Source organism: Streptomyces sp. NPDC032721, assembly GCF_055579625.1.
The window spans coordinates 46,189-71,961 of record NZ_JBVIMX010000011.1 but is presented as its reverse complement, the minus strand read 5'-3'; the positions used below and the strand labels follow the sequence as shown (position 1 = coordinate 71,961).

21 protein-coding genes and 1 pseudogene are annotated in these 25,773 nt (G+C 69.7%); 10 read left to right on the top strand and 12 right to left on the bottom strand.

All coding sequences use genetic code 11. The features are described 5' to 3' along the window. Positions 1 to 770: 770 nt before the first annotated feature. Positions 771 to 1,028, bottom strand: coding sequence for a hypothetical protein (locus ACZ5PB_RS23370; protein WP_468693664.1), 258 nt, complete (start codon positions 1,026 to 1,028; stop codon positions 771 to 773). Between the two features lie 320 nt (positions 1,029 to 1,348). On the opposite strand from ACZ5PB_RS23370, the gene ACZ5PB_RS23365 reads away from it, so the two are divergent. Continuing rightward, positions 1,349 to 1,816, top strand: coding sequence for a hypothetical protein (locus ACZ5PB_RS23365; RefSeq protein WP_468693663.1), 468 nt, complete (start codon positions 1,349 to 1,351; stop codon positions 1,814 to 1,816). Here the strand turns inward: ACZ5PB_RS23365 and ACZ5PB_RS23360 are convergent. Together ACZ5PB_RS23360 and ACZ5PB_RS23355 are read right to left on the bottom strand one after the other, a co-directional pair. Beyond that, positions 1,813 to 5,424 (bottom strand): hypothetical protein, encoded by a 3,612-nt coding sequence (locus ACZ5PB_RS23360; protein ID WP_468693662.1) that lies wholly within the window; start codon positions 5,422 to 5,424, stop codon positions 1,813 to 1,815. The genes ACZ5PB_RS23365 and ACZ5PB_RS23360 overlap by 4 nt on opposite strands. Next, positions 5,421 to 6,320 (bottom strand): S-4TM family putative pore-forming effector, encoded by a 900-nt coding sequence (locus ACZ5PB_RS23355; RefSeq protein WP_468693661.1) that lies wholly within the window; start codon positions 6,318 to 6,320, stop codon positions 5,421 to 5,423. The genes ACZ5PB_RS23360 and ACZ5PB_RS23355 overlap by 4 nt, the downstream gene beginning before the upstream one ends. A gap of 135 nt (positions 6,321 to 6,455) precedes the next feature. On the opposite strand from ACZ5PB_RS23355, the pseudogene ACZ5PB_RS23350 reads away from it, so the two are divergent. Beyond that, positions 6,456 to 6,854, top strand: a pseudogene (locus ACZ5PB_RS23350) (Uma2 family endonuclease); the annotation flags it as partial. Between the two features lie 426 nt (positions 6,855 to 7,280). Here ACZ5PB_RS23350 and ACZ5PB_RS23345 read toward each other — a convergent pair. The 3 genes from ACZ5PB_RS23345 to ACZ5PB_RS23335 all read right to left on the bottom strand — a co-directional run bounded on the left by ACZ5PB_RS23345 (position 7,281) and on the right by ACZ5PB_RS23335 (position 10,444). Continuing rightward, positions 7,281 to 7,811: a hypothetical protein gene (locus tag ACZ5PB_RS23345; RefSeq protein ID WP_468693660.1), complete on the bottom strand. Its 531-nt coding sequence runs from the start codon at positions 7,809 to 7,811 to the stop codon at positions 7,281 to 7,283. Positions 7,812 to 7,985: 174 nt separating this feature from the next. Further along, a complete protein-coding gene (locus ACZ5PB_RS23340) occupies positions 7,986 to 8,495 on the bottom strand; it encodes a hypothetical protein (RefSeq protein ID WP_468693659.1) in 510 nt (169 codons plus the stop codon). 209 nt (positions 8,496 to 8,704) lie between these two features. After that, entirely contained in the window at positions 8,705 to 10,444 is a 1,740-nt protein-coding gene (locus tag ACZ5PB_RS23335; protein WP_468693658.1) for a beta-N-acetylhexosaminidase, read from the bottom strand. A gap of 251 nt (positions 10,445 to 10,695) precedes the next feature. Between ACZ5PB_RS23335 and ACZ5PB_RS23330 the strand changes: the two genes are divergently transcribed. From ACZ5PB_RS23330 to ACZ5PB_RS23310, 5 genes are all read left to right on the top strand, one after another. Beyond that, positions 10,696 to 11,259 carry a 2-oxo-4-hydroxy-4-carboxy-5-ureidoimidazoline decarboxylase gene (locus tag ACZ5PB_RS23330; RefSeq protein WP_468693879.1) on the top strand — a complete coding sequence of 188 codons (564 nt, stop codon included), beginning with the start codon at positions 10,696 to 10,698 and terminating at the stop codon, positions 11,257 to 11,259. Between the two features lie 168 nt (positions 11,260 to 11,427). Beyond that, on the top strand, positions 11,428 to 11,808 hold the full coding sequence (sdhC, locus tag ACZ5PB_RS23325; RefSeq protein WP_399437334.1) for a succinate dehydrogenase, cytochrome b556 subunit: 381 nt from the start codon (positions 11,428 to 11,430) through the stop codon (positions 11,806 to 11,808). An 8-nt stretch (positions 11,809 to 11,816) separates the two neighbouring features. Further along, positions 11,817 to 12,296, top strand: a complete 480-nt coding sequence (locus ACZ5PB_RS23320) for a succinate dehydrogenase hydrophobic membrane anchor subunit (protein WP_468693657.1) — start codon at positions 11,817 to 11,819, stop codon at positions 12,294 to 12,296. A 23-nt stretch (positions 12,297 to 12,319) separates the two neighbouring features. Next, the gene (gene sdhA / locus ACZ5PB_RS23315; protein WP_468693656.1) at positions 12,320 to 14,074 is read left to right on the top strand and encodes a succinate dehydrogenase flavoprotein subunit; all 1,755 of its coding nucleotides are present in this window, start codon (positions 12,320 to 12,322) and stop codon (positions 14,072 to 14,074) included. Then, positions 14,074 to 14,850: a succinate dehydrogenase iron-sulfur subunit gene (locus tag ACZ5PB_RS23310; RefSeq protein ID WP_468693655.1), complete on the top strand. Its 777-nt coding sequence runs from the start codon at positions 14,074 to 14,076 to the stop codon at positions 14,848 to 14,850. The genes sdhA and ACZ5PB_RS23310 overlap by 1 nt, the downstream gene beginning before the upstream one ends. A 76-nt stretch (positions 14,851 to 14,926) precedes the next feature. On the opposite strand, the gene ACZ5PB_RS23305 is transcribed toward ACZ5PB_RS23310, so the two are convergent. The 5 genes from ACZ5PB_RS23305 to ACZ5PB_RS23285 form a co-directional block, all read right to left on the bottom strand. Next, a complete protein-coding gene (locus ACZ5PB_RS23305; RefSeq protein WP_468693654.1) occupies positions 14,927 to 17,107 on the bottom strand; it encodes an alpha-N-acetylglucosaminidase in 2,181 nt (726 codons plus the stop codon). A gap of 136 nt (positions 17,108 to 17,243) precedes the next feature. After that, a complete protein-coding gene (locus tag ACZ5PB_RS23300; RefSeq protein WP_468693653.1) occupies positions 17,244 to 18,809 on the bottom strand; it encodes an ABC transporter substrate-binding protein in 1,566 nt (521 codons plus the stop codon). Positions 18,810 to 18,971: 162 nt separating this feature from the next. Beyond that, positions 18,972 to 20,276, bottom strand: a complete 1,305-nt coding sequence (locus tag ACZ5PB_RS23295; RefSeq protein WP_468693878.1) for a metallophosphoesterase — start codon at positions 20,274 to 20,276, stop codon at positions 18,972 to 18,974. 114 nt (positions 20,277 to 20,390) lie between these two features. Next, positions 20,391 to 20,933, bottom strand: a complete 543-nt coding sequence (locus ACZ5PB_RS23290; RefSeq protein WP_468693652.1) for a hypothetical protein — start codon at positions 20,931 to 20,933, stop codon at positions 20,391 to 20,393. Then, positions 20,930 to 21,175, bottom strand: a complete 246-nt coding sequence (locus ACZ5PB_RS23285) for an SCO4848 family membrane protein (RefSeq protein ID WP_468693651.1) — start codon at positions 21,173 to 21,175, stop codon at positions 20,930 to 20,932. Before ACZ5PB_RS23285 ends, ACZ5PB_RS23290 begins: the two co-directional genes overlap by 4 nt. Before the next feature lie 169 nt (positions 21,176 to 21,344). Between ACZ5PB_RS23285 and ACZ5PB_RS23280 the strand changes: the two genes are divergently transcribed. After that, complete coding sequence (locus tag ACZ5PB_RS23280) at positions 21,345 to 22,568, top strand: D-alanyl-D-alanine carboxypeptidase family protein (protein ID WP_468693650.1); 1,224 nt, start codon at positions 21,345 to 21,347, stop codon at positions 22,566 to 22,568. Here the strand turns inward: ACZ5PB_RS23280 and ACZ5PB_RS23275 are convergent. Continuing rightward, positions 22,516 to 23,433, bottom strand: coding sequence for a YihY/virulence factor BrkB family protein (locus tag ACZ5PB_RS23275; protein WP_468693649.1), 918 nt, complete (start codon positions 23,431 to 23,433; stop codon positions 22,516 to 22,518). The two genes, ACZ5PB_RS23280 and ACZ5PB_RS23275, sit on opposite strands and share 53 nt — an antisense overlap. Positions 23,434 to 23,577: 144 nt before the next feature. Between ACZ5PB_RS23275 and ACZ5PB_RS23270 the strand changes: the two genes are divergently transcribed. Together ACZ5PB_RS23270 and ACZ5PB_RS23265 are read left to right on the top strand one after the other, a co-directional pair. Beyond that, on the top strand, positions 23,578 to 24,948 hold the full coding sequence (locus ACZ5PB_RS23270; RefSeq protein ID WP_468693648.1) for an FAD-binding oxidoreductase: 1,371 nt from the start codon (positions 23,578 to 23,580) through the stop codon (positions 24,946 to 24,948). Between the two features lie 47 nt (positions 24,949 to 24,995). Then, the gene (locus ACZ5PB_RS23265; RefSeq protein WP_468693647.1) at positions 24,996 to 25,751 is read left to right on the top strand and encodes a decaprenylphospho-beta-D-erythro-pentofuranosid-2-ulose 2-reductase; all 756 of its coding nucleotides are present in this window, start codon (positions 24,996 to 24,998) and stop codon (positions 25,749 to 25,751) included. Positions 25,752 to 25,773 lie beyond the last annotated feature (22 nt).

The window sequence follows — 25,773 nt, the reverse complement described above, 5'->3', positions numbered from 1 at the left end:
CTGGCCGCGCAACGCCGCGGTCTTCGTATTGCTGCCGACCGCAGTCACATCTACCAGTGGGAGCACAGGCGGGTAGGCGTTCCCAACGACCTCTGGCAAGAACTGCTGGGCGACGTGAGGCTGATGCGATCGAGGCGGCTGGACTACATCGGTGGGTCGAGGCCGCCTTCCTCAAACCCCAGTTCGGCCGCCGCTCGTGCCACGAGGTGATCGATACGGGCGTCGACGCCACCATGGCGGACACTCGGACAAGCTGGGCGTATCGCATGACCAGCGCGTGACCAACAGCGCCCAGGAACCGACAGAAACACCTCGGACCAGACCGAGGCAGTCGGAAGTCAGGAACCCGCACCTGGACGGAAAACTTGCAGGTCAGAGGGTCTCTGCGACTGGGGGTGGCGGCCCCGGTCGTCCTTCCGTTTTACCTCATCTGACCTGGTCAGATACACAGCAGCGGTAACCAACGCGTGACCAACCTGCCAAACGCCTCGTGTGCTCCTGGCACTGAACCGTCCAGATGAGGATCTGCGGCTCTTCGATTGGGCGCCAATCGTCCCGGGACCCTGGCACGGTCCGACCGGTGAGCCTTTTCCAAACCGATGTAACCGACCGTGAGTCGGGCTGACCCACGCAATAACGAACCCACTCGGCAGCAGGAGGCCGGGAGACGGTAGTGGCGGCTGTCCGCCACACGTCAGGCCCTGCTCGCCCTGATCAACCTGGGGTTGTTTACCACTCCACGCAGGAAGCCGTCGGACCTCAGGCCATCATCAACGGCCGAAGGGCCACCACGGCATCCTGATGCGGGGCTCGCCGAGAACCTTGCGCACCATGTCCTTGGGAATGTCGTGGCGGCCCCGGATGTAATAGATCACCGCGTACACCTCTTCGGGCGTGAACCTCGGGTTCTCCTCCGCGACCTCGCGGATATACCGGGTCTTGGCCTCGTCGGGTTTACTGCCGGCTGGTTGCCTGCGGCGCTTGACGCGCCGACGGATTCGGCGACCGGAGTTGTCGGAGTAAACCACGCGCGCCTCCCCCAAGCGTCGATGGATGATCCGACGCTAGGGCAGCGGAGCGTTGCAGGTCCATGACTGATCGTGCGCATCCATGACCCTCCGCTGGCAGGTTCCTGACCCGCCCTAGGCTGACGGCTGCGTTCCAACCGGTAGCGCGACGATCACAGGGAGGGACAGAGATCACGGCAACCGTTCATGTCGCGGTCCTGGACCCCCTGCCGGTATTCCGGCATGGCGTCGCAGCGTCGTTGTCGAGCCTGGGGCACCTCGTCGAGGAGCCCACAAACGCCGAAGCCTGGCTGCGTGAGCGCCCGGGCGGGGTAGTGCTGATGACCCTGCGCTCCGCAGAGGACCTGGACCTGCTGACCGCTCTGTGCCGCCTACGGCCCCGCCCGCTCGTCGTCGCGCTGCCTTCCGCCAACGACGCCTCCATGGGCATACGGGCCATGCGGGCCGGTGCCCGGTCGGTGGTGGCGCGCGAAGCGACCGTGTCGGCGTTGCAGCGGGCGGTATCCGCGACCCTCGACGGCGAGGCGGTGATGCCGATCGAGGTGGCCGATCTCCTGGTGAGCGGCCGGGGCGGCCGGGCCCCGCGCGGCTCGGTTCCCTCCGCCGAGCAGATCGCCTGGTTACGTCGGCTCTCCGACGGTTGGACAGTGTCCCGGCTGGCCTCGGACACCGGCTATTCGGAGCGAGCGATGTACCGGCTGCTCCGAGCGTTCTATCAGCGGATCGGTGTCAGTACCCGCCTGGAGGCCATCATGCTGGCGCATGACAAGGGCTGGTTCGAGAACTAGCCGGCGCGACCCGGCCGCAAGCTCGCGAGCTGCGTGAGTACCGGTTCGAGGCGCGGGTCGCCGTTGGCCAGGATCTCCACCATGAACCTCAGCCGGTCGTCCAGCCCGGGCGTCCGCTCGGCCGGCTCAGGCCGTGCCAGACGGAACGCCTCCAGCGCCGACGCGGGTTCCGCGTCGTCGGCGAGGACCGAGTAACACCGGGCGATACCCGTGAAGTCCCACGCGACCAGATCGTGCGCGTCCGCCCCAGTGCGCTGGCCGGTCTCGTCATGAAGTTGCTGGAAGAGATCCCTCGCGGTGCCCGGGAGCCCGGAGCGGTGCGCGATGACCCCCCGCAGCGCGAGTTCCGCTGTCTCCTTGCCAGCCACCCGGTAGCGGGCAGACTCCTCGATCGCACTTCTGGCCGCCGGCAGGTCGCCCATGTGCACATGCGCGAGGGCCAGTACGGTGAGCGACCGCCGCAGGTTGATCGGGTCCCGGTGGTCGCGTGCGATACCGATCGCCTGCTCGACCGCCCATCGCGCCTCGCCGTACCTGTCCTGATAGAGGTACAGCTCGGCCCTCGCGCTGAGCAGGTCCGCCTGGAGCGTGGGATCGGGGCGGGCCGTGACCAGTTCGTCGCACTTGGCCAGCATGATCCGCGCGTCCGGGATCGCGTTCAACTCGGCGTACCACCGGGCCAGCCGCAGCGCGGCGCCGGACGCCAGTTCGGGATCGTTCTCGTGGGCGGCTTCGAAAGCTGAGAGGGCGTTGTTGATCGCGTGCCGGTAGTCGCCCTGCCGCTGTCGGCAGTCGGCCAGTCCGGTCAGCGCGGCGGCGCGGTCGCCGTCGTCGTCGTCGTCCTCTCCCGCCAGCCCCCGCGCCCACATGTAGTGCTTTTCGGCGTCCGCAAGGTGGCCGTGTTCCCAGAACATGGCGCCCAGGCCGATGTGGATACGGCGTATCGCCTCGCGGTTCTGGTCCTCCTTGGCCATCCTGAGCGCGTTCTCGTAAGCCGACCGGGCGGAGCGCAAGTCGCCACCGTACGAGTAGATGTCCCCCAGAGCGGCGAGGTTCACCATCTCGCCTTCCCGATCGTCACCGAGCCGGTCACGCACGGCTTCCCGCTGGGCCTGCAGCTCGGTCCCACTGCCCCAGCGGTCCACCAGATCCTCCATCGACTCGATGACGCTGTATGCGCAGTCGTACAGTCCAGCCCGGAGCCAGACGTCGATGCGCGCGAAGTGCGCGTGCAAGTCGACCATGTCGTGGACATCGTCGTCGTCCTTCTGCATGCCCTGCAACACCACGGCCGCTCGCAGCAGGAGGGAACGCCGGGTCGGCCGCTCGCGCTCGTCCGCCAGGCGATCACCGGCGGCCAGGCGGCTGAGGACCGCCTCGATCTCGCTCTTTCGCAGATGCCAGCGGCCGTCCCGGCCCTCTAGGACGAGACCGGCCGTCACAAGCGCTCGCAGGGCCGGCTCGATCCGGGACGTCGGCACATACGGTTCCAGGATGCCGATGACGGATTCGGCACCGGCCGGAATGCCGAGCGCCGCCAGCCCCTCAGCCACCCGCTGCTGTTCGGCGGGAAGGCGCTCGACGAACTTGTGCACCAGACGCCGATGCACCTCGCTCGCCGGCACGGAGGACAGCCACGCTCCGATCTCGTGTACTTGTAGCCCCGGCCGATCGCTGCTGATGACCCCCGAAAGTAGTTCGGCGAGACGCGGGTTGCCGGCCAGGCGTCCGTGAACGCGTCGCAGGTCGTTCTCCGGCAGAACCGCCAGTCCATGCGTGTCACTCGGGTCGAGTACGGCGAAATGCTCCCGCAGCGACGGTGGTTCGAGTCCACTGAGGCTGATACGGACAGCCTTCTCCGTCCACGCCATTCCGGCCGTCGCCTCGGGTATTTGCTGCGTCACGAAAACGACCTTGACAAGCGGGTTCAGCCGACCTTGCACAGTCTCCAGTGCCAGGTCGAGCTCCGAGTCGCGCAGGACGTGTCCTTCCCTGAGAAGGTTCTCCGCCGAGTCGATCACAATCACCCGCCGGAAGCCGCCGGTTGCGTCAAGGCTATCCAGGGCGATCTCCAGGCGTGCCCGCGCGTAGGGGCCGGCAGCACGGCCCGACCCGGGTGGTTCGATGTCCTCAATCAGGGTCGCCACACCGATCTCCCCGTACGGTGTGGCGTCGTGCCAGCGGAACGCCGAGGACTCATCGTCCGGACCCGTCCAGCCGAGGCCCACGAGCACCTTGCGCACCAGTGCCGTCTTGCCTATCCCGGCCGGCCCGCTGACCACAATGACGGAGGTGGCCCGGTCGTCCAGCGCCGCGCGAAGATCACCGCACGGATCCGTGCGGTCGACGAAGACTGATGTGCCCCGCTTCGGCTGACCGGCCTTCGGCGTCGCTACCCTGCCGGTCGTGCCGAGGTCCTCTCCCGCGTCGAAGAGCTCGCTCCTGGCTGCCGACGGGTCCACCGGCCCGAGCAGAACCTGGGTAAGCCGCCCCGCCAGCCGTGCACACCAACGGCGGGCATCCGGCGTACCGCTCACGTAGGCGCAATGCAGCATCGCCTGGGCGAGCAGGGAGACCTTCAGCTGCCTGTGCCACTGCTCCGGATCCCCGCGCTTGTCGAGAACGAACTTGAGCGCGGGCTCCCGCAGCGCGTCAATGATCTTTCGCACCTTGCCCGGCATACCGTCATCGAGGTGCTTTTCCCGCTTGTCACGCTCCAGATAGGCGAGAAACGTGGACTGGCTGTCCGGAGAGGACTTCCCGATCTCCCGCCAGCAGAGCGAGATCAGCAGGGTGGCGAGATCCCGACTCAGTGGTGCCTGCGCGTCATACGTGGCCAGGTCAATCAGCCGGAAGCGGTCCGCGGCAACGATCCCGTCGTGCTGGGGTACGAGGACGTTGTCCCCGTGCAGGTCGCCGTGCGTCCGGCCCACCAGATAGTGGATCTTCCTCTGTGTCGCGGGCGTGTTCTGGGTAAACAGCCGCCACGGATTGGGCAACGGCGCGCTCTCGCCCGGCAGTTCCAGGAGGTCGGGCGAGAGCAGGCCGCGCTTTCGTGCCCAGTCGTGCAGCCACCCGTCGGTATTGAAACCGTCGCCCAGTTCGCACGTAAGCAACTCAGCCACCGTCGCTTGGTCGCTGTCGTACTCGTCGCCGGTCCAGCCCGATAGCATCCTGCGCCAGATCGTCTTGCAGGCGCCTGCGAGTTGGCCGAGATCCACCTTACCCAGCGGAATGCCTTCGGCCATGAACTGGCCGACGACGAAAGCATCCTGAGGACAGTTGACCGTTGGAAAGGCGATCTCGGCGAGATGCCGCTGGCCGAATTCCTTAGGTGCCTCCCGCAGGGCCGCCGAATGCCGTCGACTCTCCCGCTGATGCATCGACGGCACCGACGGACAGAACTTGATCATGCACCAACGCGGTTGAGGTCGCCCCGTGGCGTATTCCACCTGCGCCTTCGCCAGCTGCGCCCCGGTGAAGCCGCGACTACGTTCCTCAATCGTGCCGCTACGGATTTTGAGGCCGTTGTCGAGCAACGACTCGATAATCGCCGATGCGACGGCGGCGTCTCCGAACTCTCGGGTCAGCTCCTCCAGGACAGTCATGACCGAGGGAACCTCGACTCCAGCTCCCGCATCCTGATCTGGAAATCGCCCTTGTCCTGGTCGTGGTAGCGCCGGAAGTACCAGGCCGGCAGCCGCGGCTGGAGCCGTCTCATCTGATAGAGCGTGTCCAGGACCTGGCGGGAGAAGCGGGTCAGCGCGTCTGGCGTGGTGACCACTGGTGACGTGGGGTCGTCGATGACCGCACGCACCAGCCCGAGAACGCGCAGCCTCTCCTGAATGCTCGCCATCTGCGTGCGGTACATCTCCAGGCACAGGAGCAGCAGGCCAAGCGAGGGAACGAACCATCCGGTGACCAGCCGACTCACCGTCCCTCCGGTGGCGAGGGTAAGCAGGACACCCGCCAGGGACCACAACACCAGCACACCGAGCATCAGTTGGGCGAAGCGAAGGCGAATCCGGGATCCCCAAGCCAGATTCTGTTCCAGGCAGAAGAGCACGTCATAGGGCGCGGCGGCGTCCACCACGAGATAGTAGCCCCGCACCCGGTCCTCGCCACCGCGAAAGCGCCGGCTGAGTCGGCTCACCTCTTCGTTGCCGATCCGGTTCCCGACCGCCACGCTGTTCCACGGCAGGCCGAGTACGTCAGCGTCGAACATCTCCTGAAGAGTCGCGGCGATCCGCAGATATCGCTCGGCCCAAGGGGCCATCACTCCCATGTAAAGCGCGGCCCAGAGAGCGCCACCGAGGGTGACGGCGGTGCCGTACCTCGAACCCGGGCCGGTCAGCAGGCCGGCGACTGCCAAGGCGATCGAGACTCCCAAGCTCAGCGTCTGCGCCCGCTGGTTGCGGAGGTGAGCCACGGCGATGGCTTTGAGTATCCGCATGGCCGCAGCGCTGTCCTGCCGGGCCGCGATGGAATGGCTGCTCGTCAACATCCCTCCCCCGTGTTCAGATCTACTTAGCGAGTTTCACACGCCTGGTAACCCTGGCGGTACCGTCAGTTGCCTTCGGTAACTGACGGTGCGCTCGCCCCCGACCGTCTCGGCCCCGCAGCGTGCAACAGGCTCGTGGCACAAGACCCGAACGGCGTCGAGATCGAACGGGAAGTGACGATCCGCCTCGATGACCGGAACCGCCCCGAGCCGGATCTCCTGCTGGCAGATCTGCCCTACGACCCGGATCGCACCTGGTACGCCCCCGAAGACGTGAAGCTGGTGGTGGAAGTCGTCTCGCCCGAGTCGGCCCATCGCGTCCGTACGGTCAAGCTCCGCAAATACTCGGAAGCCGGTATCCCCTACTACTGGTGCATCGAGGAAGAAGACGGCGCCCCCACCGTCCATGTGTATGAGCTCGACGAACCCACAGGCAGCTATACACCCGCCGGTATCTTCCGGGGATCGCTTCAGCGCCCGGTTCCCTTCGAGGTCAGTCTCGACCTCGACAAGCTCACACCTCGACGGAGCAGCTGAGAAGCCACCACCAGGTTTCGCGTCCGTACAGGGAGAGGACCGGACTCTGCCGAGTCCGGTCCTCTCCTGGCTGTATCGCCAGCACAGAGTTTTCACATGACGCACCCACGGGCCGCGCGCCAGATGGCCGGGCACCTGACCAACGCGTGACCAACAGGCCCCAGGAACAGGCAGAAACACCCAGGTAGAGGCTGGACCAGGCAGAAGGAGCGATCCTCGACCTGGACGGCAAAACGCCTGGTCCGAGGGCCTGAGTTGGTGCTTCCGGCTGGGGGTGGCGGCCCCGGTCGTCCTTCCGTACCGAGAACCGAGAACCGCCGCCCCCCCAGGGGCGCGGGTGACCGCCGCCGCGCAGGGGCGCGGGGCTGTGTCGATTTGCGGCTCCGCCGCGCGGGCGCGAGCGACCGCCCGCCGGCCCGCACGCCCCTACCCCCGCCTCGCCCTTCTCGCCACCCCCGCCCTCAGCACCCGCTTCCCCTCGTCCGACTGCACCAGCACCGCCCGCAGCCCGTCCCCGTCGGCCGCCAGCAGGTCCAGCAGGCGTTCCTGGCGGCGGAGTTCGCCGGTGGTCAGGGGGCCGCCGTCGCGGTCGCCGTCCAGGTGGCGGTGGACCGCCAGGGCGGCGGCCGAGCACTCCCTCGCCCAGGGGCGCAGGGCTGCCCTCTCGTACGCCCAGGGCACGTCGGCCGCCCGGCGCAGTGCTTCCAGCGGGCCGCCCGGGTCCGTTCCGTCGAGCAGTTTGAGGACTTCGGCGGCGGCTTCCCGCAGGCGGCCGAGCCACGCGTCGCCGCCCTCGGCGGCCTCCCAGAGCGGGCGGAGCGCGGCGTCCGTGTCCACGCCCACCGCGGGCTCCAGCAGTGGCAGGCACCGGTCCAGGCAGGCGAGCGCGCTCACCGCGAGACCTCGTTCATCGGCGCGGTCGATCCGCTCGGCCAGTTCCCCCAAGGTCGGACTCACGCGCACTCCTCGACACGACGACGTCCCGCACGCTGCCCGCACGACGGCGCACGGCGGCAGTCGGGACCGCCGGTTGCGGACCCCTGTCTCCGTCTGCGTACCGACGCCGGATTACGTCACAGGCAGCGCACGGGGGAGCCTCCGCGACTCAAGGCCCCACCCGTCGCCGAAACGTCACTGCCTGTCGAGCCCCAGCGCGTCCAGGAACTGTCCGAAGAGCTCCTCCGCGACCGGATCCGCCTCCGACCTCAGTACCTCGACCAGCGGGCCCAGCTCCACGTCCCGGCCCGTCTCGGCGGCCCAGGACACGGCCTTCTCCGCCGCCTCCTGCGCCGTCAGGAAGAGGTCCTCCAGGAGCAGTCCGTCCGCCTGGAGGTAACCGGCCATCGCCTCACGCCCCAGACAGGCGAACCACGAGCCGCCCTCCGGCGCCGCGGCCTCCACGACCACGCAGTCGCTTCCCATGACGAACGCGAACAGTGCGGGCGCCCCGGTGTCCCGGCACACGCCGCGCGCCAGCGCACCCATGTCGCCGACCTCCGGCTCACTGGGCCGCTCCCACACCTGCCAGCCGCCCGCACGCTCGTCGTAGAGCGCGAGGTCGTCCCTGACCTCGGCCAATGCATCCAACTCCGAGAGCGGCCCGGTGTTCTTCCCTACGACGAAGTAACCCCAGAAACCCATTTGCTCCACTCCCCCCACGCGTTGACCTCAAGAGGCTCCAGCCTCACCCGGACTGAGCCCGATCGGCCAGTTGCGCACGTATCCACCACAGTCCTGGCACATTGTGCCCACATGACGGGGAGTCATTGCCAACGGATGCCGAGTGCGGTCCGAATCACATGCCCGTCGTGACCGGAATCCCCCTTCCGCTCCCGGCCCCCGCGTGTCCGTCAGCTTCCCTGCTCCACCGCCCCCGCCAGCTTCTTGAAGCCCTCCCAGTCCAGCGACGGCTGCCGCGCGTCCCACAGCTTCTGCGCCACCGCGCGCAGCGGCAGCCGTACGCCCTTCGCCACCTGGGCCTGGGTCTGCGCGTTGTGGTAGTCGCACCACACCGCCAGCTGCCCGCCCGTGATCTGCGCGTCGTAGCGCGCCGGGACCGACTCGCTGTGGCGCAGCACCCTCGGCGTCCACTCCTCGTAGATCCGCCGGCCCGTCGGGTACTGGAAGGTGTTCGGCTCGCCGAGGACGTAGTAGAGGTACTCGTCGTTCAGGTTGAGCACCTTGCGCCCCTCCTTCAGGTACTCCTGCGGCTCGCGGGCGCCGATCTCCTTGCCCGTCCAGTACGCGACCTCGCGGGACTTGGGCGCGTCGACCACGCCGCCCGCGAAGAAGCCGTCGTTCCAGGCCCGGATGTCCGTCTTGCCGTGCTCGGCGACGGCCTTGGCCCGGTCGTTGAGCCAGCCGGTCGCCAGGTCCTGCACCCGGGCCCGCGCCCCGTACTTCCGCCGGGCCTCGGCCGCCAGCTTCGGGTACGTGGCCTCCGGGCTGCTCACCGTCAGTGCGCGGTACTCGTCGCCGCCCAGGTGCCAGTACGAGCCGGGGAACAGCTCCGCGTACTCGGCCAGCAGCTCGTCCACGATCTTCGCCGACGCGGGGTTCGCGATGTCGACGGCGCCGCGCGAGGGCTTGCCGGAGACGCTGCGGAGCTGGAGGGCGGGGTGGGCGGCGATGACCGCGCCCAGGTGTCCCGGGGAGTCGATCTCGGGCACCACCCGGATGTGCCGGGAGGCGGCGAGGGCGACGATGCGGCGGACCTCGGCCTTGGTCAGGTGGTCCTTCGAGACGATCTCCGGGTGCGAGTCGGAGGCGATCCGGAAGCCCTGGTCGTCGGAGAAGTGCAGGCCGAACTCGTTGAGCTTGAGGTCGCCCATCTCGCGGATGCGGTCCTCGATCCAGGACGCGTCGAAGTGCTTGCGGGCGGTGTCGAGCGCGAAGCCCCGGCGCGGCTTGGCCGGGGCGTCCTTGAGCACCCCGTCCGCGAGCCCGCCGCCGGAGGCGACCGCCTGCTTGAGGGTGCGGGTGCCGTAGAAGACCCCGGCCTGGTCGGCGCCGGTGATCCTGACCCGGCCGCCGCGCGTCGTCACGGTGTACGACTCGGGCGCCCCGGCCGCTCCCATCGCCAGCTCGACGTCGCCGGTCCTGGCGGGCACTCCCTGCGCGTACCCCTTCTTGAGCTCGCCCGCCAGGAGCCTGCCCTCGTCGGCGAGCGCGGCCTCGCTGCCCCGGGCGACCACGACGCGCGTCCCGGCGGCGGGCCGCCAGCCGGTGCCCTTGTCCTTGCCCGGCGGCGCGTCCACCTCCCGTACGAACGGGATCGTGCGCGGCGGCCCGGTCACCGGCCTGGTCGGTTCCGCGGCGGGCGTGGACGGGGCGGGCGGCTTGGAGTCGCGGCCGCTGTCCGGGGCGTCACCGGCCCGGGAGGCGCCCGGCGACTCGGACGACGCGGCGGACGAGGACGACGCGTCTCCCGCCGGATCCGGCCAGGCGGCGACCGTCACCGTGGTCGCCGCGGCGATGGCGACGGCGGCCCCGGCCACCAGCACTCCGCGCGACACCGTCGCCCGCTGCTTGGGGGCCCGCCGTCTCCCCTGCCCGTGCGTCGGCCCCTGCGTCCCTTGGGAATTACTCATCCGTGCCCAATCTTCGCTTTTGTCGCGTTATGCACCCAACTCAGCAAAAAGTACGAGTCTAGGCGCAAAATCCGTCTACCACGCGCGCTCAAAACATCCCGTTCGGATGAAATTCGCGCATCCGTCGGACACTTCCTTCCTCCTCTCGATAGCGTTTGCGGCCCTGCGGTCCGGCCCCACCCGGTGTCCCTCCACCCGGCCTCCACCTCCCCCACCCAAACAAAGGAAGCACGCTGCACTCCTCCGTCTCCCTGACAACGAGCGGCAGTGGCGGTCCGTCGTCCCCGCCCGCCGATCCGTCGTCACCGACCTCGCTGGACCGGTTCAACACGGCCCCGGCGCACCTCGCCGAAGCCGTCCTGCTCACCTGCTGCCGCAGCCACCGGTGGGCCCAGCGGCTCGCCGCACACCGCCCCTACCCCGATCCGGCCGCACTGTTCGCCGCCGCCGACGAGGCCTCGTACGACCTCTCGATCGGTGAGATCGCGGACGCGCTGGCCTGCGAGGACTCGCCCGGGACGGGAACGGACGCGCCGCGCGCCGCACTCACCGCCCTGCGCGCCGCGCACGCCGCGTACGAGAGCCGCTTCGGACACGCCTTCGTGATCTGCCTGGACGCCCACGCCCCACAGGAGCGGCTCGACCAGGTCCTCGCCCAGATCCGCTTCCGGCTGGGCAACGAGCCGGACGAGGAGCGCGCCGTGGCCGCCGACGAACTGCGCCGGCTCGCCCGGGGACGGCTCGCCCGGGCACTGGGGGCCGCACCCGAATTCCCGGCGCAACCGGCAGCCACGCCCTGGGCGCGGTCCGAGTAGCCCGTCCGAGGCTGTTTGATTGCCTGTTTGATCACACCGGAGGCCCCCGGGCGAGGGAACCGACAACTCGTCGCTACGATGACCGGGGCCGGTGGACCGTACCCGGCCGGGTCAGACCGACATAACCAAGCCGGCCGACCCCAATCCCCGCTCCCGGAGGGTATTTCCGTGCCGGCTGGAACGCTGTATCGCGGCCGGGAAGGCATGTGGTCCTGGGTGGCTCATCGAGTCACCGGCGTCCTCATCTTCTTCTTCCTGTTCGTACACGTCCTCGACACCGCTCTCGTCCGCGTCTCTCCCGAGGCGTACGACGATGTCGTGGCCACCTACAAGACCCCGCTCGTAGCGCTGCTCGAGTACGGGCTTGTCGCCGCCATCCTGTTCCACGCGCTGAACGGCCTTCGGGTCATCGCCGTGGACTTCTGGTCCAAGGGCCCCCGCTACCAGAAGCAGATGCTCTGGACCGTGCTGGGCGTCTGGATCGTCCTGATGGTCGGCGCCCTTTACCCCGTGCTCGGTCACGCCGTACGCGAAGTCTTCGGGAGCTGAGTCAGAACATGTCCGCTGAGACCACTTCCGCAGGCGTCGGCCCCGTAGAGGGCGTCACCCTGTACGACGCCGACAACCCGGCGCCCGTCATCGAGCCGCCGCGCAAGCGCACCTCGAAGACGCCCCGCTCCACCCGGACCAACTTCGAGCTGTACGGCTGGCTGTTCATGCGCCTGTCCGGCATCGTGCTCGTCGTCCTGGTCATCGGCCACCTGCTGATCCAGCTGGTGCTCGACGGTGGCGTCAGCAAGATCGGCTTCGCCTTCGTGGCGGGCCGCTGGGCCTCGCCGTTCTGGCAGGCCTGGGACCTGATCATGCTGTGGCTGGCCATGCTGCACGGCGCCAACGGCCTGCGTACCGTCATCAACGACTACGCGGAGAAGCCCAAGACGCGCTTCTGGCTGAAGAACCTGCTGTACACCGCCACGGTGTTCACCGTCCTTCTGGGCACGCTGGTGATCTTCACCTTCGACCCGAACATCCGCTAGGCCCGGGGCTGAGGCAACCACTCATGAAGATTCACAAGTACGACACCGTCATCGTCGGCGCCGGTGGCGCGGGCATGCGCGCGGCCATCGAGTCGACCAAGCGCAGCCGCACCGCCGTGCTGACGAAGCTGTACCCCACCAGGTCCCACACGGGCGCCGCGCAGGGCGGCATGGCCGCCGCGCTGGCGAACGTGGAGGAGGACAACTGGGAGTGGCACACCTTCGACACGATCAAGGGCGGCGACTACCTGGTCGACCAGGACGCCGCCGAGATCCTGGCGAAGGAGGCCATCGACGCGGTCCTCGACCTGGAGAAGATGGGCCTGCCGTTCGGCCGTACGCCCGCGGGTGAGATCGACCAGCGCCGTTTCGGCGGTCACTCCCGCAACCACGGCGAGGCCCCGGTCCGCCGGGCCTGCTACTCCGGCGACCGCACCGGCCACATGATCCTCCAGACCCTCTACCAGAACTGCATCAAGGAGGGTGTGGAGTTCTTCAACGAGTTCTACGTCCTCGATCAGCTCATCGTCGAGGTCGACGGCGTCAAGAAGTCCGCGGGCGTCATCGCCTACGAGCTGGCCACCGGTGAGATCCACGTCTTCCAGGCCAAGTCGGTCATCTACGCCTCGGGCGGCACCGGCAAGTTCTTCAAGGTGACCTCCAACGCGCACACCCTGACCGGTGACGGCCAGGCCGCGTGCTACCGCCGCGGGCTGCCGCTGGAGGACATGGAGTTCTTCCAGTTCCACCCGACGGGCATCTGGCGCATGGGCATCCTGCTGACGGAGGGCGCCCGTGGTGAGGGCGGCATCCTCCGCAACAAGGACGGCGAGCGCTTCATGGAGAAGTACGCGCCGGTCATGAAGGACCTCGCGTCCCGTGACGTCGTGTCCCGCTCCATCTACACGGAGATCCGTGAGGGCCGCGGCTGCGGTCCCGAGGGCGACCACGTCTACCTCGACCTCACGCACCTCCCGCCGGAGCAGCTCGACGCCAAGCTGCCGGACATCACCGAGTTCGCGCGTACGTACCTGGGCATCGAGCCCTACACGGACCCGATCCCGATCCAGCCGACCGCGCACTACGCCATGGGCGGCATCCCGACCAACGTCGAGGGTGAGGTCCTGAGCGACAACACCACCGTCGTCCCGGGCCTGTACGCCGCCGGTGAGGTCGCCTGCGTCTCCGTGCACGGCGCCAACCGCCTCGGCACCAACTCGCTGCTCGACATCAACGTCTTCGGGCGTCGTGCGGGCATCGCGGCTGCCGAGTACAGCCACAAGAGCGACTTCGTCGAGCTGCCCGAGAACCCGGCTTCGCTGGTCGAGGAGCAGGTCGAGCGCCTCCGCAACTCCACCGGCACCGAGCGCGTGGCCGCGCTCCGCCTGGAGCTCCAGGAGACGATGGACGCCAACGTGATGGTGTTCCGCACCGAGCAGACGATCAAGTCGGCCGTCGAGAAGATCGCCGAGCTGCGCGCGCGCTACAAGAACGTGTCCATCCAGGACAAGGGCAAGCGCTTCAACACGGACCTCCTCGAAGCCATCGAGCTGGGCAACCTGCTCGACCTGGCCGAGGTCATGGCCGTGTCCGCGCTGGCACGCAAGGAGTCCCGCGGCGGTCACTACCGCGAGGACTTCCCGACCCGCGACGACGTCAACTTCATGCGCCACACCATGGCGTACCGCGAGGTCGCGGACGACGGCACCGAGTCGATCCGGCTCGACTACAAGCCGGTCGTCCAGACCCGCTACCAGCCGATGGAGCGTAAGTACTGATGGCTACCCCGACGATGGACAAGGCGGAGGCCGCCGGCAAGCCCGAGGCGGGCTTCGCCGACTCTCCGTACATCACGGTCACCTTCCGGATCCGCCGCTTCAACCCGGAGATCTCCGAGGATGCCCAGTGGCAGGACTTCGAGGTCGAGATGGACCCGAAGGAGCGTGTTCTCGACGCGCTCCACAAGATCAAGTGGGACCAGGACGGCACGCTGACGTTCCGCCGCTCCTGCGCGCACGGCATCTGCGGTTCGGACGCCATGCGGATCAACGGCAAGAACAGGCTCGCCTGCAAGACGCTGATCAAGGACATCAACCCGCAGAAGCCGATCACGGTCGAGGCCATCAAGGGCCTGACGGTCCTCAAGGACCTGGTCGTGGACATGGACCCGTTCTTCCAGGCCTACCGCGACGTGATGCCCTTCCTGATCACCAAGGGCAACGAGCCGACCCGCGAGCGCCTGCAGTCCGCCGAGGACCGCGAGCGTTTCGACGACACCACCAAGTGCATCCTGTGCGCCGCGTGCACGTCCTCGTGCCCGGTGTTCTGGAACGACGGCCAGTACTTCGGCCCGGCGGCGATCGTCAACGCGCACCGCTTCATCTTCGACAGCCGTGACGAGGGTGGCGAGCAGCGTCTCGAAATCCTCAACGACAAGGACGGTGTGTGGCGCTGCCGCACCACGTTCAACTGCACGGACGCCTGCCCGCGTGGCATCGAGGTCACCAAGGCGATCCAGGAAGTCAAGCGCGCGCTGATCACGCGCCGCTTCTGATCCGCGTCGCCCGCACGGCCCGAGGGCCCGTTCCCGTACGTCTTCTCGTACGGGGGCGGGCCCTCGCGCCGTTCCGTCACAGCGCCTGCCTGACCTCCCTGGCGAGGGCCACGATGTCGCCGGTGGGGGTCGCCCGGTACGGCGGATGCGTCCGCACCCAGCGGTCCTCCAGGGCGTACCAGTCGATCGCCTTCGGGGCGCGGTTCTCGGCGAGGGCCGCGTCCAGTTCCGTGAAGTACGTCTGCCAGCGCAGGGTGTAGAGCCCGCCGATCAGGCCCGCCCACTCGCGGTTGGCGTAGTCGCGCAGTCCGCCGCCGTCGGCGCCGGAGCGGTGGCCCCAGACGGTGAGCAGCGAGAGGGCGTCGTGCGCGAGCCGGTCCTTCTCGCTCTGGCCGGATCCCCAGGAGCGGGCGTCGGCGATCCAGCGCCCGGTGAGGTGGCGGGCGTCGGTGGACACCACCCTCTCCAGCAGCCGCATCCACCCGAACCACTCCCCGGTGAGCGCGCCGAAGCGGGTGCGGTCCTTGGCGTCGTACGCCTCCTTGATGCGCGGGAGCAGGAGCCGGGAGCGGTTGGAGACCGTCTGGCGGCTCACGTCCATGAGGTCGTAGCGGTACGCCGACGAACGGGTCAAGCGACCCGGCACGGCGAGGAGTTCGGTGAGTGCCTTCTCGAACTCGGCGGCGTCGTACCGCAGTTGCTGCGGCGACCAGGAGGCGGCCGACTTCGTGGTGAGTGAGGGGCGGGCGCCGAAGAGGCCGTCCTGGCCTTCGGCCCAGGAGTCCGCGCGGGTGGTGCCGTAGGCGGTGCGGCGCAGGATGTCCCAGGCGTTCGCGGCGTGCGCGTCCCTGGCCCCGTACCGCTGCACCGACCACTGGCGGAACCACTTCTCCAGGGAGAGCGGGCCCTCGGTCCAGGGGAGGTCGGAGAAGAGGGCGAAGGCGGCCGGGTTGTTGTCGGCGGCCTCGGGCATCAGGGCGATTCCGGCCAGTGTGCTGCCGGGTTTGGTGCGCCACTGCTCGTAGAGGCGGGCCCAGTCGGGGGTGTTGGCGCCCATCGTCGTATGACCGCCGAAGTTCCAGATGGAGCCGAAGGCGTACGGGGTGCCCGCCCAGGACGCCTCGCGGTCGGTGACGTTCGGGAAGCGGTCGGAGAGGCCGTCGACGATGAGCATGCGGCTCTTGTCGACGGCGTCGACGATCTCGCGGCGGGGGTTGGTCTGCCAGCCGAGGATGTTCCAGATCGCGCCGGGGCGGGCGGTGCGCAGGGCCGTCTCGACCGCTTTGGCTGCCTCGCCGACCGGGACGTCGCCGGGCTTTCCGCCCTCGTGCAGCAGGTCGATCTTGTACATGGTGCTGGTGCCGAGCAGTTCCTCCTGCACCCGGTAGAAGGTGGCCGCGACCGCTCGGAACTCGGGTCCGCGCGGGTCGAGCCAGTCCGGCCGCTCGAATCCCACCCAGTCGCCCTGCGGGACGAGGTGGGCGCCGGGGTGGCGGTCGGCGAAGCCGGGCGGGACGGTGCCGAAGTAGCCGGGGAACACCGGCGTCATGCCGAGCTCGCGCAGCCGGTCGGCGATCCGGCGGGCGAGGCGGGCGCGGGCGGCGAGGAGAGGGCGGGAGACGGGTCCGCCGAAGCCGGACATGTTCTGCAGCAGCCACCAGGGCTGGTGGGCGGCGCCCGGGATCCACTCCGCCAGTTCGGCCTCGGTGTAGCCGTGTTGACGGAAGGTCTGCTGGTAGACGGAGTCCGCGCCGAGGTAGACGAGAACCTCGTTGTACCCGTGCAGGGCGAGGAGGTCGAGCTCGCGCTCCCAGTAGTCCCAGTCGTGGTACGGGCCGGTGTAGCCGTCGTTGGTGTCGTTGAGGGCGAACCGGTGGGCGACGTTGGCCGCTCTGGTGAGGGGTGCGGGGACGGCGGGGAGCCGGTCGGGGAGTCGGCCGGTCTGCTCCCCGTTCCAGGAGAGGTGCGCGTGCGCCACCGTGCGCAGATAGGTGTGGAACCCGGTGAGCTGGACGGCCGGGGTGCTGCCCTCGACGAGGATCTGCCCGGCCCGCCCGCTCACCCGGAAGACGTCCGCACCGTCCTTGTGCGGGACGGTGCGGAAGGTGACCTGGTGGTGGTGGCGGGGCAGCAGCCTGGCCAGCGCCCGGGCGGCGGCACCCGCCGGGGGCGCGGCGGCGGCCGGTCCGGCGCCCAGGGCGGCAACGCCGGCGGCGGCGGGGGCGGCGGTCAGCAGCGTACGACGGGAGAGACGCATGTTTCCTCCGGGACGGCGGGGCACTCCCCCGAAGGAACCAGCACGCCCCGGACCGGTCAAGGGACCGTCTGCGCCCGGCACTTGGACTCTTCCGCGGGGCCCTCGCCGAGGCCGCGCACGGATTCCCGTAGCGACCCTAGAGGCGGGTGAGCTCCCACAGGCGCCAGACTCCGGTGCCGTCCGAGAGGTACTGGACGCCGCCGATCTGGCCGCTGCTCAGGACGTAGTCCTTGCTCTGCCAGAGGGGGACCAGCGGGACGTCCCGGGCGACGATCCGCTGCATCGCCTGGAAGTCCTCGACCGCGTCGGTGCGCCGGGAGGCGCCCTGGGTGCGGACGATCAGCTTCTCGACCTGCGGGTTGGAGTAGCCGTTGACGTTGGAGTTGTCCTTGCCGACGAGCGGCTGGCTGTAGTTGTCCGGGTCCGGGAAGTCGGCGACCCAGCCGACGTTGTACGCGTCGAACTTGCCCGCCTTGTAGCCCGCCTGGAAGTCCTCCCACTCGTCCTCGCGGATGAGCTCGACGGAGAACAGCCCGTCCGCCTCCAGCTGCTTCTTGAGCTCCTCGGCCTCCGGCTGGGTGGCACCGCCCTTGGCGTACGCGAGGTTGAACCTGACCGGGGTCTGCACGCCGGCCTTGTCCAGTTCGGCCTTGGCCTTGGCCGCGTCGGGCTTGGAGTTGGCGTCGAAGAAGGGAGTGCTGTGGCCGGTGATGCCCTTGGGGATGGCGTCGTAGAGCGGGTCGACGGTGTTGTGGTAGACCTCGCGGGCCAGCACCGGCCGGTTGATCAGGTAGGACGCGGCCCGGCGGACCTCCGCCCGGGCGAACGGCGACCCCTGGCGGACGTTGAAGATCATGTTGCGGATCTCGGACGCCTCGACCTGGCTGATCCGCACGTTCGGGTCGCCCACGTTGAGGCCGGCGAGCATCTTCGGCGGCAGCTGGCGGTGCGTGACGTCGACGTCCTTGGCCTCCCAGGCCTTCTGGAGGTCCTCGGACTCCTCGTAGTACTGCACGTCGACCGGCGTTCCGGTCTTCGGCACGGCCCCCTTGTAGCGGGGGTTGGGGGCGAGGTGCGCGACCTTGTCCTTCTCGTACGAGGTCATCAGGTACGGTCCGGAGCCGTCGGCCCCGGCGTCCTTGCGCTCGCCCTGCGCCGGGTACTTGCTGCGGTCGACGATGGCGCCCGCGCCGGAGGCGACCTTGAAGGGGAAGGTGGCGTCGCCGGAGTGCAGGTTGAAGGTGATCTTCTTGCCGTCGACGGTGACCGACTTCAGCGAGGTGAAGAGGGAACGGGGGCCCTGCTCCGGCTTGTTCCGCAGGATCCGGTCGAAGCTGTACTTGACGTCGTCGGCGGTCATCGGGTTGCCGTTGGAGAAGGTCAGCCCGTCCTTCAGCTCGCACTGGTACGTCATGAGCTTCTGGCCGACGAAGGAGCAGCTCTTGGCCGCGTCCGGGGTCGGCTCCGACGAGCCGGTCTTGAGCGTCATCAGCGACTGGTAGAGGTTGCTGTAGAGGGCCCAGGAGCCCGCGTCGTACGCCCAGGCCGGGTCGAGCGACGACACCTTGTCCGTCGTGCCGACCTTGATGGCCGCGACCTCGTCGTCCGCCGAGGGCAGCAGCTGCCATCCGCCGACCGCCGCGGCCGCCACGACCGCCGCCGTGACGATGATGCGCAGGCGGATGGATCCCGTCGACCGCATGTGAGTTGTTCTCCTCGCACTACCCCACCCAGGGGCATGGCGGAAGTTCTACACGCCCACCCCACGATTCATTTACCTAATCACACGAATTGTGGCTGAGGAAGGGCCAATTTCCAGAAGTGGCCCGAGTGGTAGGAGTGGCAGTGTCCCGGTATGCCGGAATCAGGCGTTCCGCGAGGCGAGCTGTACGAGGGTGATGTCGGAGGGCGCCCCGACGCGCACCGGCGGACCCCAGGCGCCGGCCCCGCGCGAGACGTAGAGCTGGGTGTCGCCGTACCTCTCCAGACCGGCCACCGTCGGGTTGGCCAGCTCCGCGATCAGGTTGCCCGGCCAGAGCTGTCCGCCGTGCGTGTGACCGGAGAGCTGCAGGTCGACGCCGTGCCGTACGGCCTGGTGGATCTGCACCGGCTGGTGGGCGAGCAGTACGGAGGCCCGGGAGCGGTCGCGGTCGCCGAGCGCGGCGCCGAAGTCGGGGCCGTGGCCGAAGGCTTCGCCGCCGACGTCGTTGACCCCGGCGAGGTCGAAGCCGGGTATCTCCACCCGGGCGTTCTCCAGGGGCCGCAGCCCCAACTCCCTCACGTGGTCGAGCCAGGGGCCCGCTCCCGCGTAGTACTCGTGGTTGCCGGTGACGAAGAAACTCCCGTGCCTGGCGCGGAGCTGGGTGAGCGGCTCGGCGGCCCGGCCGAGGTCGGCCACGGTCCCGTCCACCATGTCGCCGACGATCGCGACCAGGTCGGGCTGGGCGGAGTTGATGGCGTCGACGATGCGCTGGGTGTGGGCGCGGCCGAGGATCGGACCGAGGTGGATGTCGCTGACGACGGCGATACGGAAGCCGTGGGCCGCGCGGGGCAGCTTGGCGAGCGGCACGGTGACGCGCTTGACCTGCGGCCCGCGCAGCACGCCGTACGCCCCGTACCCGACGGTCCCGGCTCCGGCGACGGCGGCGGCGAGCCCGACGGACCGCGAGATGAACACCCGCCGCGAGGGACCGGGGGCGGATGCGCCCCGGGGCTCCGCTGCTGTTTCCTCCACCACGGTGGCCTCGGCGACCCCACCGGCCCCCGCCCCGACGCCCGCCCCCTCCACGACCGGCACGGCGCGCACGGCGCGGACGGCCGACTCCGGCTCAGGAACGGGCACTTCACGTCTCCGCAGCCACCGCCACAGCAGGGGCCGCACGGCCTCCCCGACGAGCAGCGCCAGCGTCACGTACAGCAGCAGGGCCAGCCACAGGTACCCCGGCCAGGCCAGCACCTGCTGGAGCCAGAAGGGCACCCCGAGCCGCCCGGACACGAACGCCCCCACGGACAGCAGCGGAAGCACGGCCACCGCCACCGCCCCGGCCCGCCGCAGCCGCCGCCCCCGCCGGCCGGGCCCGGTGGTGTCCCGCACCAGCCGCTTCCACACGTACCAGTGGACGGCCCCCAGCAGCGCCACCACACAGAGCAGGACCAGTACGACGACCACTGTCACGGCGATCCACTTCCACTCCCCCGCCCTAACCGGACGGGCCCTCCGACAACCCTACCGAGGGCCCCCGGAACGCCACTTGGGCCACTCACGCGCCCCTCGCGCACCCACTCAGCCGGCCTCGCTCTCCCCCTCGCCCGACCCGGAGCCGCCCGGTTCGCGGGGCGCGTCCGCCGGGGCGGCCGCCGCTTCCTCGGGGTCGGGCTCGGTCAGGTTGACGCCCCAGCTCTGGGCGGAGCCGACGCGGACGTGGATCTCCTTCACCTGGCCCGTCGCCCTGAAGTAGAGAACCACGGACTGCCGTACGGAACCCTCCCCGTAGAAGTCCGCGGCCACCTCGCCCTTGGCCGCCTCGCCGAAGGTGCGGATCCAGTTGCGGGCGGTCTTCTCCGCCATGTCCCGGTCACGGGCCTCGCCCTCCACGGGAAGGTCCTCGGCGGACAGTGCGGCCAGGGCGTCGACGTCACCGTCGGCCAGCCGCCAGACCACCCGTTGGACCATTTCCAGACTTCCGGTGCTCGGGTATCCGACGGCCCGCAGCGGCCGGTGCTCCACGTAGTCGTTCACGTAGTCCAGTTCGGAGTACGACGAACAGCCGGTCAGCGCCATGCCCGCCCCGACGGCGGCCAGGATCCCGGCCCCGCGCAGCCTCATGCGCGTTCGCGTCGCAGTGCCCGTACCGAACGGAACCCGATCACGCCGATGCCCGTCCCCAGGAGAAAGGACGTCACGGCGAGCAGCAGGTGGACCCAGAAATAGGCGGTCGGGTCACCGGCGTCGTCGAAGGCGAGCCCGCTGCCGTCCTTGATCAAGTTCCTGACGAAGGTGATCCAGATGAACCAGCTCCAGACGCCGAAGGCGAGCAGGAACCAGGACAAAGTGCGGTTGAGCTTCATGGGCTCAGTATCGCCGTCGTCCGGGGACCGGGCCGCGCGGGGTGGTGGAGGTGGCTGCGGCGCCGGGGCCGGTGGGGGCGGCGCTGCCCTTGGGCTGTCCCGGCGGCTGTCCCGGCGGGTCTGCCACGCGGTGGCCGGAAGCACAGCGGGGCCCTGTACGTTCACGTCCGTGTCTGCCGTGAAAAGGACCGCCCTCGCGGTCGCCTCCGCCGCCCTGTTGCTGCCCGCGATCCTCGTCGTTCCGGCTGCCCGCGCCGACGACAAGCCCAAGCCCCCCGCCGCCATGTCGGCGGTCGGCGGTGAGCGGCTGGGGAAGGCGGGGACGCAGGTGAATCAGGCCCCCGGGGTCCCCGTACTGCCCAAGGGCCTGTCCGGGCGGTCGTGGATCGTGGCGGACGCGGAGAGCGGGGAGGTGCTGGCGGCGCACAACGCGCACTGGCGGCTGGCACCGGCGTCCACGCTGAAGATGCTGTTCGCGGACACGGTGCTGCCCCGGCTGCCCAAGGACCAGGTCTACACGGTCAAGCAGAAGGACCTTCAGGGCATGGGCGAGGGCAGCAGCGAGGTGGGCGTCAAGGAGAACCTGCCGTACAAGGTCCACGACCTGTGGCTCGGGGTGTTCCTCAAGTCGGGCAATGACGCCGTGCACGCGTTGACGGCGATGAACGGCGGCAAGGCCAAGACGGTCGCCGACATGAACGCACACGCGCGGGAGTTGCAGGCCGTGGACACCCAGGTCCTGTCGCCCGACGGGTACGACGCCCCCGGCCAGGTCTCCAGCGCGTACGACCTCACGCTGATCGCCCGCTCCGGCATGCAGAAGAAGGACTTCCGGGAGTACGCGGCCACCGCGCGCGCCAAGTTCCCCGGCGAGATGCTGCCCGGCGGCAAGCGGGACTACTTCGAGATCCAGAGCACCAACCGGCTGATGACGGGCGAGAACGGGGTCACCCCGTACCCCGGCATCGCGGGCGTCAAGAACGGCAACACCACCCACGCCGGGGCCACCTTCACGGGTGTCGCCCAGCGCGGCGAGCGGGTGCTGCTGGTGACGGTGATGAACCCGGAGTCCGGCGAGTCCCAGGCCGTCTACAAGGAGACGGCCCTGCTCCTGGACTGGGGCTTCGCCGCGTCGGGCAAGGTCAAGCCGGTCGGTGAGCTGGTCGCGCCGCGCTCGGTGGACACCAGCTCCGGCAAGAACGCCCCGCCCGCCGCCAAGAAGAGCGCCTCGCCCGCCCCGGTGAAGCTGGCCTCGGCGGACGAGGGTTCCAGCGGGGCCGGGATCGCGCTCGCGGTGGCGGGCGGGGTGCTGGTGCTGCTGGCCGGTGCGGTGTTCCTGGTCAATCGGCGGTGGCCCCTGCCGGCACTGGCCCGTCGGCTTCCCCGTCGCTGACCTGTTCGGACGGTGAACTGTGCAGCGCCGCTGTCCAGGCGGCGCAGCACAGCGTCAGTTTGGCCGTGAAGTTGATCCACAGGAGCAGTGCCACCGGGACGCCGAAGGCCCCGTACATGCTCTTGGAGGCGACGCCGCTCATATAGCCGCCGAGCAGCATCTTCAGCAGTTCGAAGCCGACCGCGCCGATCAGGGCCGCGGTGATCAGCCGGTGCCGCTCGGGCTGGACTCCGGGCAGCAGCGTCAGGACGTACAGCAGGAGCAGGAAGTCCGCGCCGACCGCGACCAGCAGGGCGGCGATCCGCAGCAGTACGCCGCCCGCGCCGGACTCCGGGATGTCGAGGGCGCGGGCGACCTGGCCGACCGCCGTGGAGCCGACGGCGGAGGCGATCATCGAGGCGAGTCCGGCGCCACCGAGGCCGAGCAGGACGAGGGCGTCCTTGGCCTTGCGCAGGACGGGGTTGCCCTCGTCGACGCCGTCAAGTCCCCATACCGCGCGCAGGCATTCCCTTATCGAGCCGACCCAGCCGATGCCGGTGAACAGCAGCAGCGCGCCCGCGACCAGTCCCACGGTGCCCGCGTTGGCGATCAGCGCGTCGATGTCGAGCTGTTCGGAGATGCCGGGGACCTGCTCGGCGATCTTCTCCTTGAGGTCGCTGACCTGCTGCTTGCCGAGGAGGGCGGCGGCGACCGCGGCGGCCACCGTGATCAGCGGAAAGAGCGCCAGGAAGCTGATGAAGGTGATCGCCGCGGCGAGTCTGCTCCATTTCGCACGGTCGAGGGTCTCGTACGTGCGCCAGGCGTGCGTGCCCATCAGGCGCGTGACGAGCGGCCCGATGATCGGGAGGTTCTTCAGCCAGTCCATGATCCGTGTACCTGCCTCCGGGTGCGTACGGGAAACCAGCCTGCGGGTACCCCGTTCCAGCGTGACACCCGATCAGCCACCCGTTCCGCCGAAACGTTCCATATCTCTCAATTGGAATGCTTTTGGGGCGATACCGTCGCGCTCATGGCTGACGACATCGCACTCGCCGACGATCCGTTCCGCTCCGTCACCGGCTGGGGCCGCACCGCCCCGACGACCGCATTCGTGGTCCGTCCCCGCAGTTACCGGGAGGCGGCCGAGGCGGTGCGCGGCTGCGGGGCGCGCGGCGGGATCGCCCGGGGGCTCGGCCGGGCGTACGGCGATGCCGCGCAGAACGCGGGGGGTTCGGTCCTCGACATGACCGGTCTGGACCGCATCCGCTCGGTCGACTCGCAGGCCGGGGTGGTGGTGTGCGACGCGGGGGTGAGCCTGCACCGGCTGATGCAAGTGCTGCTGCCGCTGGGCTGGTTCGTGCCGGTGACCCCCGGCACCCGGTACGTGACGGTGGGCGGTGCGATCGGCTCGGACATCCACGGCAGGAACCACCACGTCTCCGGCGGCTTCACCCGGCACGTCACGTCGCTGGAACTGCTGTGCGCCGACGGGGAGGTACGGACCGTGCTGCCCGGCACCGACCTCTTCGACGCGACGGCCGGCGGCATGGGGCTGACCGGGGTGATCCTCTCCGCGAGCGTCCGGCTCCTGCCCGTGGAGACCTCGTTGATGTCGGTGGACACCGAACGGGCCGCCGATCTCGACGACCTGATGACCCGGCTGACCGAGACCGACCACCTGTACCGCTACTCGGTCGCCTGGATCGACCTCCTCGCCAAGGGAGCCTCGATGGGCCGCGGGGTGCTCACCCGGGGCGATCACGCCCCGCTGGACGTCCTTCCGCCGAGGGCCCGCCGCCACCCCCTGGTGTTCCGGCCCAGGCAGTTGCCTGCCGCGCCCGCCTTCGTACCCGAAGGGCTGCTCGGCAGGCGGTCGGTCGCGGTCCTCAACGAGCTCCGGTACCGGCGGGCGCCGCGCTCCCGGGTCGGCGAACTCCAGAGGATCTCCGCCTTCTTCCATCCGCTGGACGGCGTCCCGCACTGGAACCGGCTCTACGGGCGCGGCGGCTTCGTCCAGTACCAGTTCGTCGTGCCGTACGGGCAGGAGGAGGCGCTGCGCCGGATCGTGGGGCGGATCTCGGGGCGCGGCTGTCCGTCGTTCCTCGCGGTGCTGGGGCGGTTCGGCGACCGGGATCCGGGGTGGCTGTCCTTCCCGGTGCCCGGCTGGACGCTCTCCCTGGACATCCCGGCGGGCATGCCGCGCCTCGGTTCCTTCCTCGACGGGCTGGACGCGGAGGTCGCCGCCGCCGACGGGCGCCTCTACCTGGCGAAGGACGCGCGGGTGCGGCCGGAGGTGCTGGCACCGATGTACCCGCGGCTGGAGCGGTTCAGGGCGCTGCGGGCGGAGCTGGACCCGCGCGGGGTCTTCACCTCGGACCTGTCGCGCCGGCTCGGCCTGTGAGTGCCCGCCCGTAAAGAGCAACGACCCACCACTCGAAGGAGACCCTCGTGAAGGATGCTTTCGGCGCCCCGCAGTCCCTGCTCGTCCTCGGCGGTACGTCCGAGATCGCGCTGGCCACCGCCCGCCGGCTGATCGCCCGCCGCACCCGGACGGTGTGGCTGGCGGGCCGCCCTTCGCCCGCCCTGGACGCGGCGGCCGCCCAGCTCGCGGGGCTCGGCGCGGACGTCCGTACCGTCGCCTTCGACGCGCTGGACAGTGCCTCGCACGAGGAGGTGCTCGGCAAGGTCTTCACCGAGGGCGACATCGACATGGTGCTGTTCGCCTTCGGGGTGCTCGGCGACCAGTCCCGTGACGAGGCCGATCCGATGGCTGCCGTACGGGTCGCCCAGACCAACTACACGGGCGCCGTCTCGGCGGGCCTGGTCTGCGCGAACGCCCTCCAGGGCCAGGGCCACGGCTCACTGGTGGTGCTGTCCTCGGTGGCGGGCGAGCGGGCCCGGCGCTCGGACTTCATCTACGGCTCCAGCAAGGCGGGCCTGGACGCCTTCACCCAGGGCCTGGGCGACGCGCTGCACGGCACGGGCGTGCACGTGATGGTGGTCAGGCCCGGTTTCGTACGGACCCGGATGACGCAGGGGATGGAGGAGACGCCGCTGGCCACGACCCCGGAGGCGGTGGCCCTGGCGATCGAGGCGGGGCTGCGCAGGCGGGCGGAGGTGGTGTGGGTGCCGGGGGCGCTGCGGGCGGTGATGTCGGCGCTGCGGCACGTACCGAGGCCGCTGTTCCGGCGGATCCCGGTGTAGGGCGGGGCAGTCCCGCTGTCCG

Coding starts and splice junctions, on each gene's coding strand:
- ACZ5PB_RS23310 (WP_468693655.1), top strand. CDS start 14,074: ATGGCTACCCCGACGATGGACAAGGCGGAGGCCGCCGGCAAGCCCGAG.
- ACZ5PB_RS23275 (WP_468693649.1), bottom strand. CDS start 23,433: ATGGACTGGCTGAAGAACCTCCCGATCATCGGGCCGCTCGTCACGCGC.
- ACZ5PB_RS23290 (WP_468693652.1), bottom strand. CDS start 20,933: ATGAGGCTGCGCGGGGCCGGGATCCTGGCCGCCGTCGGGGCGGGCATG.
- ACZ5PB_RS23340 (WP_468693659.1), bottom strand. CDS start 8,495: ATGGGTTTCTGGGGTTACTTCGTCGTAGGGAAGAACACCGGGCCGCTC.
- sdhA (WP_468693656.1), top strand. CDS start 12,320: ATGAAGATTCACAAGTACGACACCGTCATCGTCGGCGCCGGTGGCGCG.
- ACZ5PB_RS23320 (WP_468693657.1), top strand. CDS start 11,817: ATGTCCGCTGAGACCACTTCCGCAGGCGTCGGCCCCGTAGAGGGCGTC.
- ACZ5PB_RS23355 (WP_468693661.1), bottom strand. CDS start 6,320: ATGTTGACGAGCAGCCATTCCATCGCGGCCCGGCAGGACAGCGCTGCG.
- ACZ5PB_RS23285 (WP_468693651.1), bottom strand. CDS start 21,175: ATGAAGCTCAACCGCACTTTGTCCTGGTTCCTGCTCGCCTTCGGCGTC.
- ACZ5PB_RS23305 (WP_468693654.1), bottom strand. CDS start 17,107: ATGCGTCTCTCCCGTCGTACGCTGCTGACCGCCGCCCCCGCCGCCGCC.
- ACZ5PB_RS23300 (WP_468693653.1), bottom strand. CDS start 18,809: ATGCGGTCGACGGGATCCATCCGCCTGCGCATCATCGTCACGGCGGCG.
- ACZ5PB_RS23270 (WP_468693648.1), top strand. CDS start 23,578: ATGGCTGACGACATCGCACTCGCCGACGATCCGTTCCGCTCCGTCACC.
- ACZ5PB_RS23365 (WP_468693663.1), top strand. CDS start 1,349: ATGACCCTGCGCTCCGCAGAGGACCTGGACCTGCTGACCGCTCTGTGC.
- ACZ5PB_RS23360 (WP_468693662.1), bottom strand. CDS start 5,424: ATGACTGTCCTGGAGGAGCTGACCCGAGAGTTCGGAGACGCCGCCGTC.
- ACZ5PB_RS23335 (WP_468693658.1), bottom strand. CDS start 10,444: ATGAGTAATTCCCAAGGGACGCAGGGGCCGACGCACGGGCAGGGGAGA.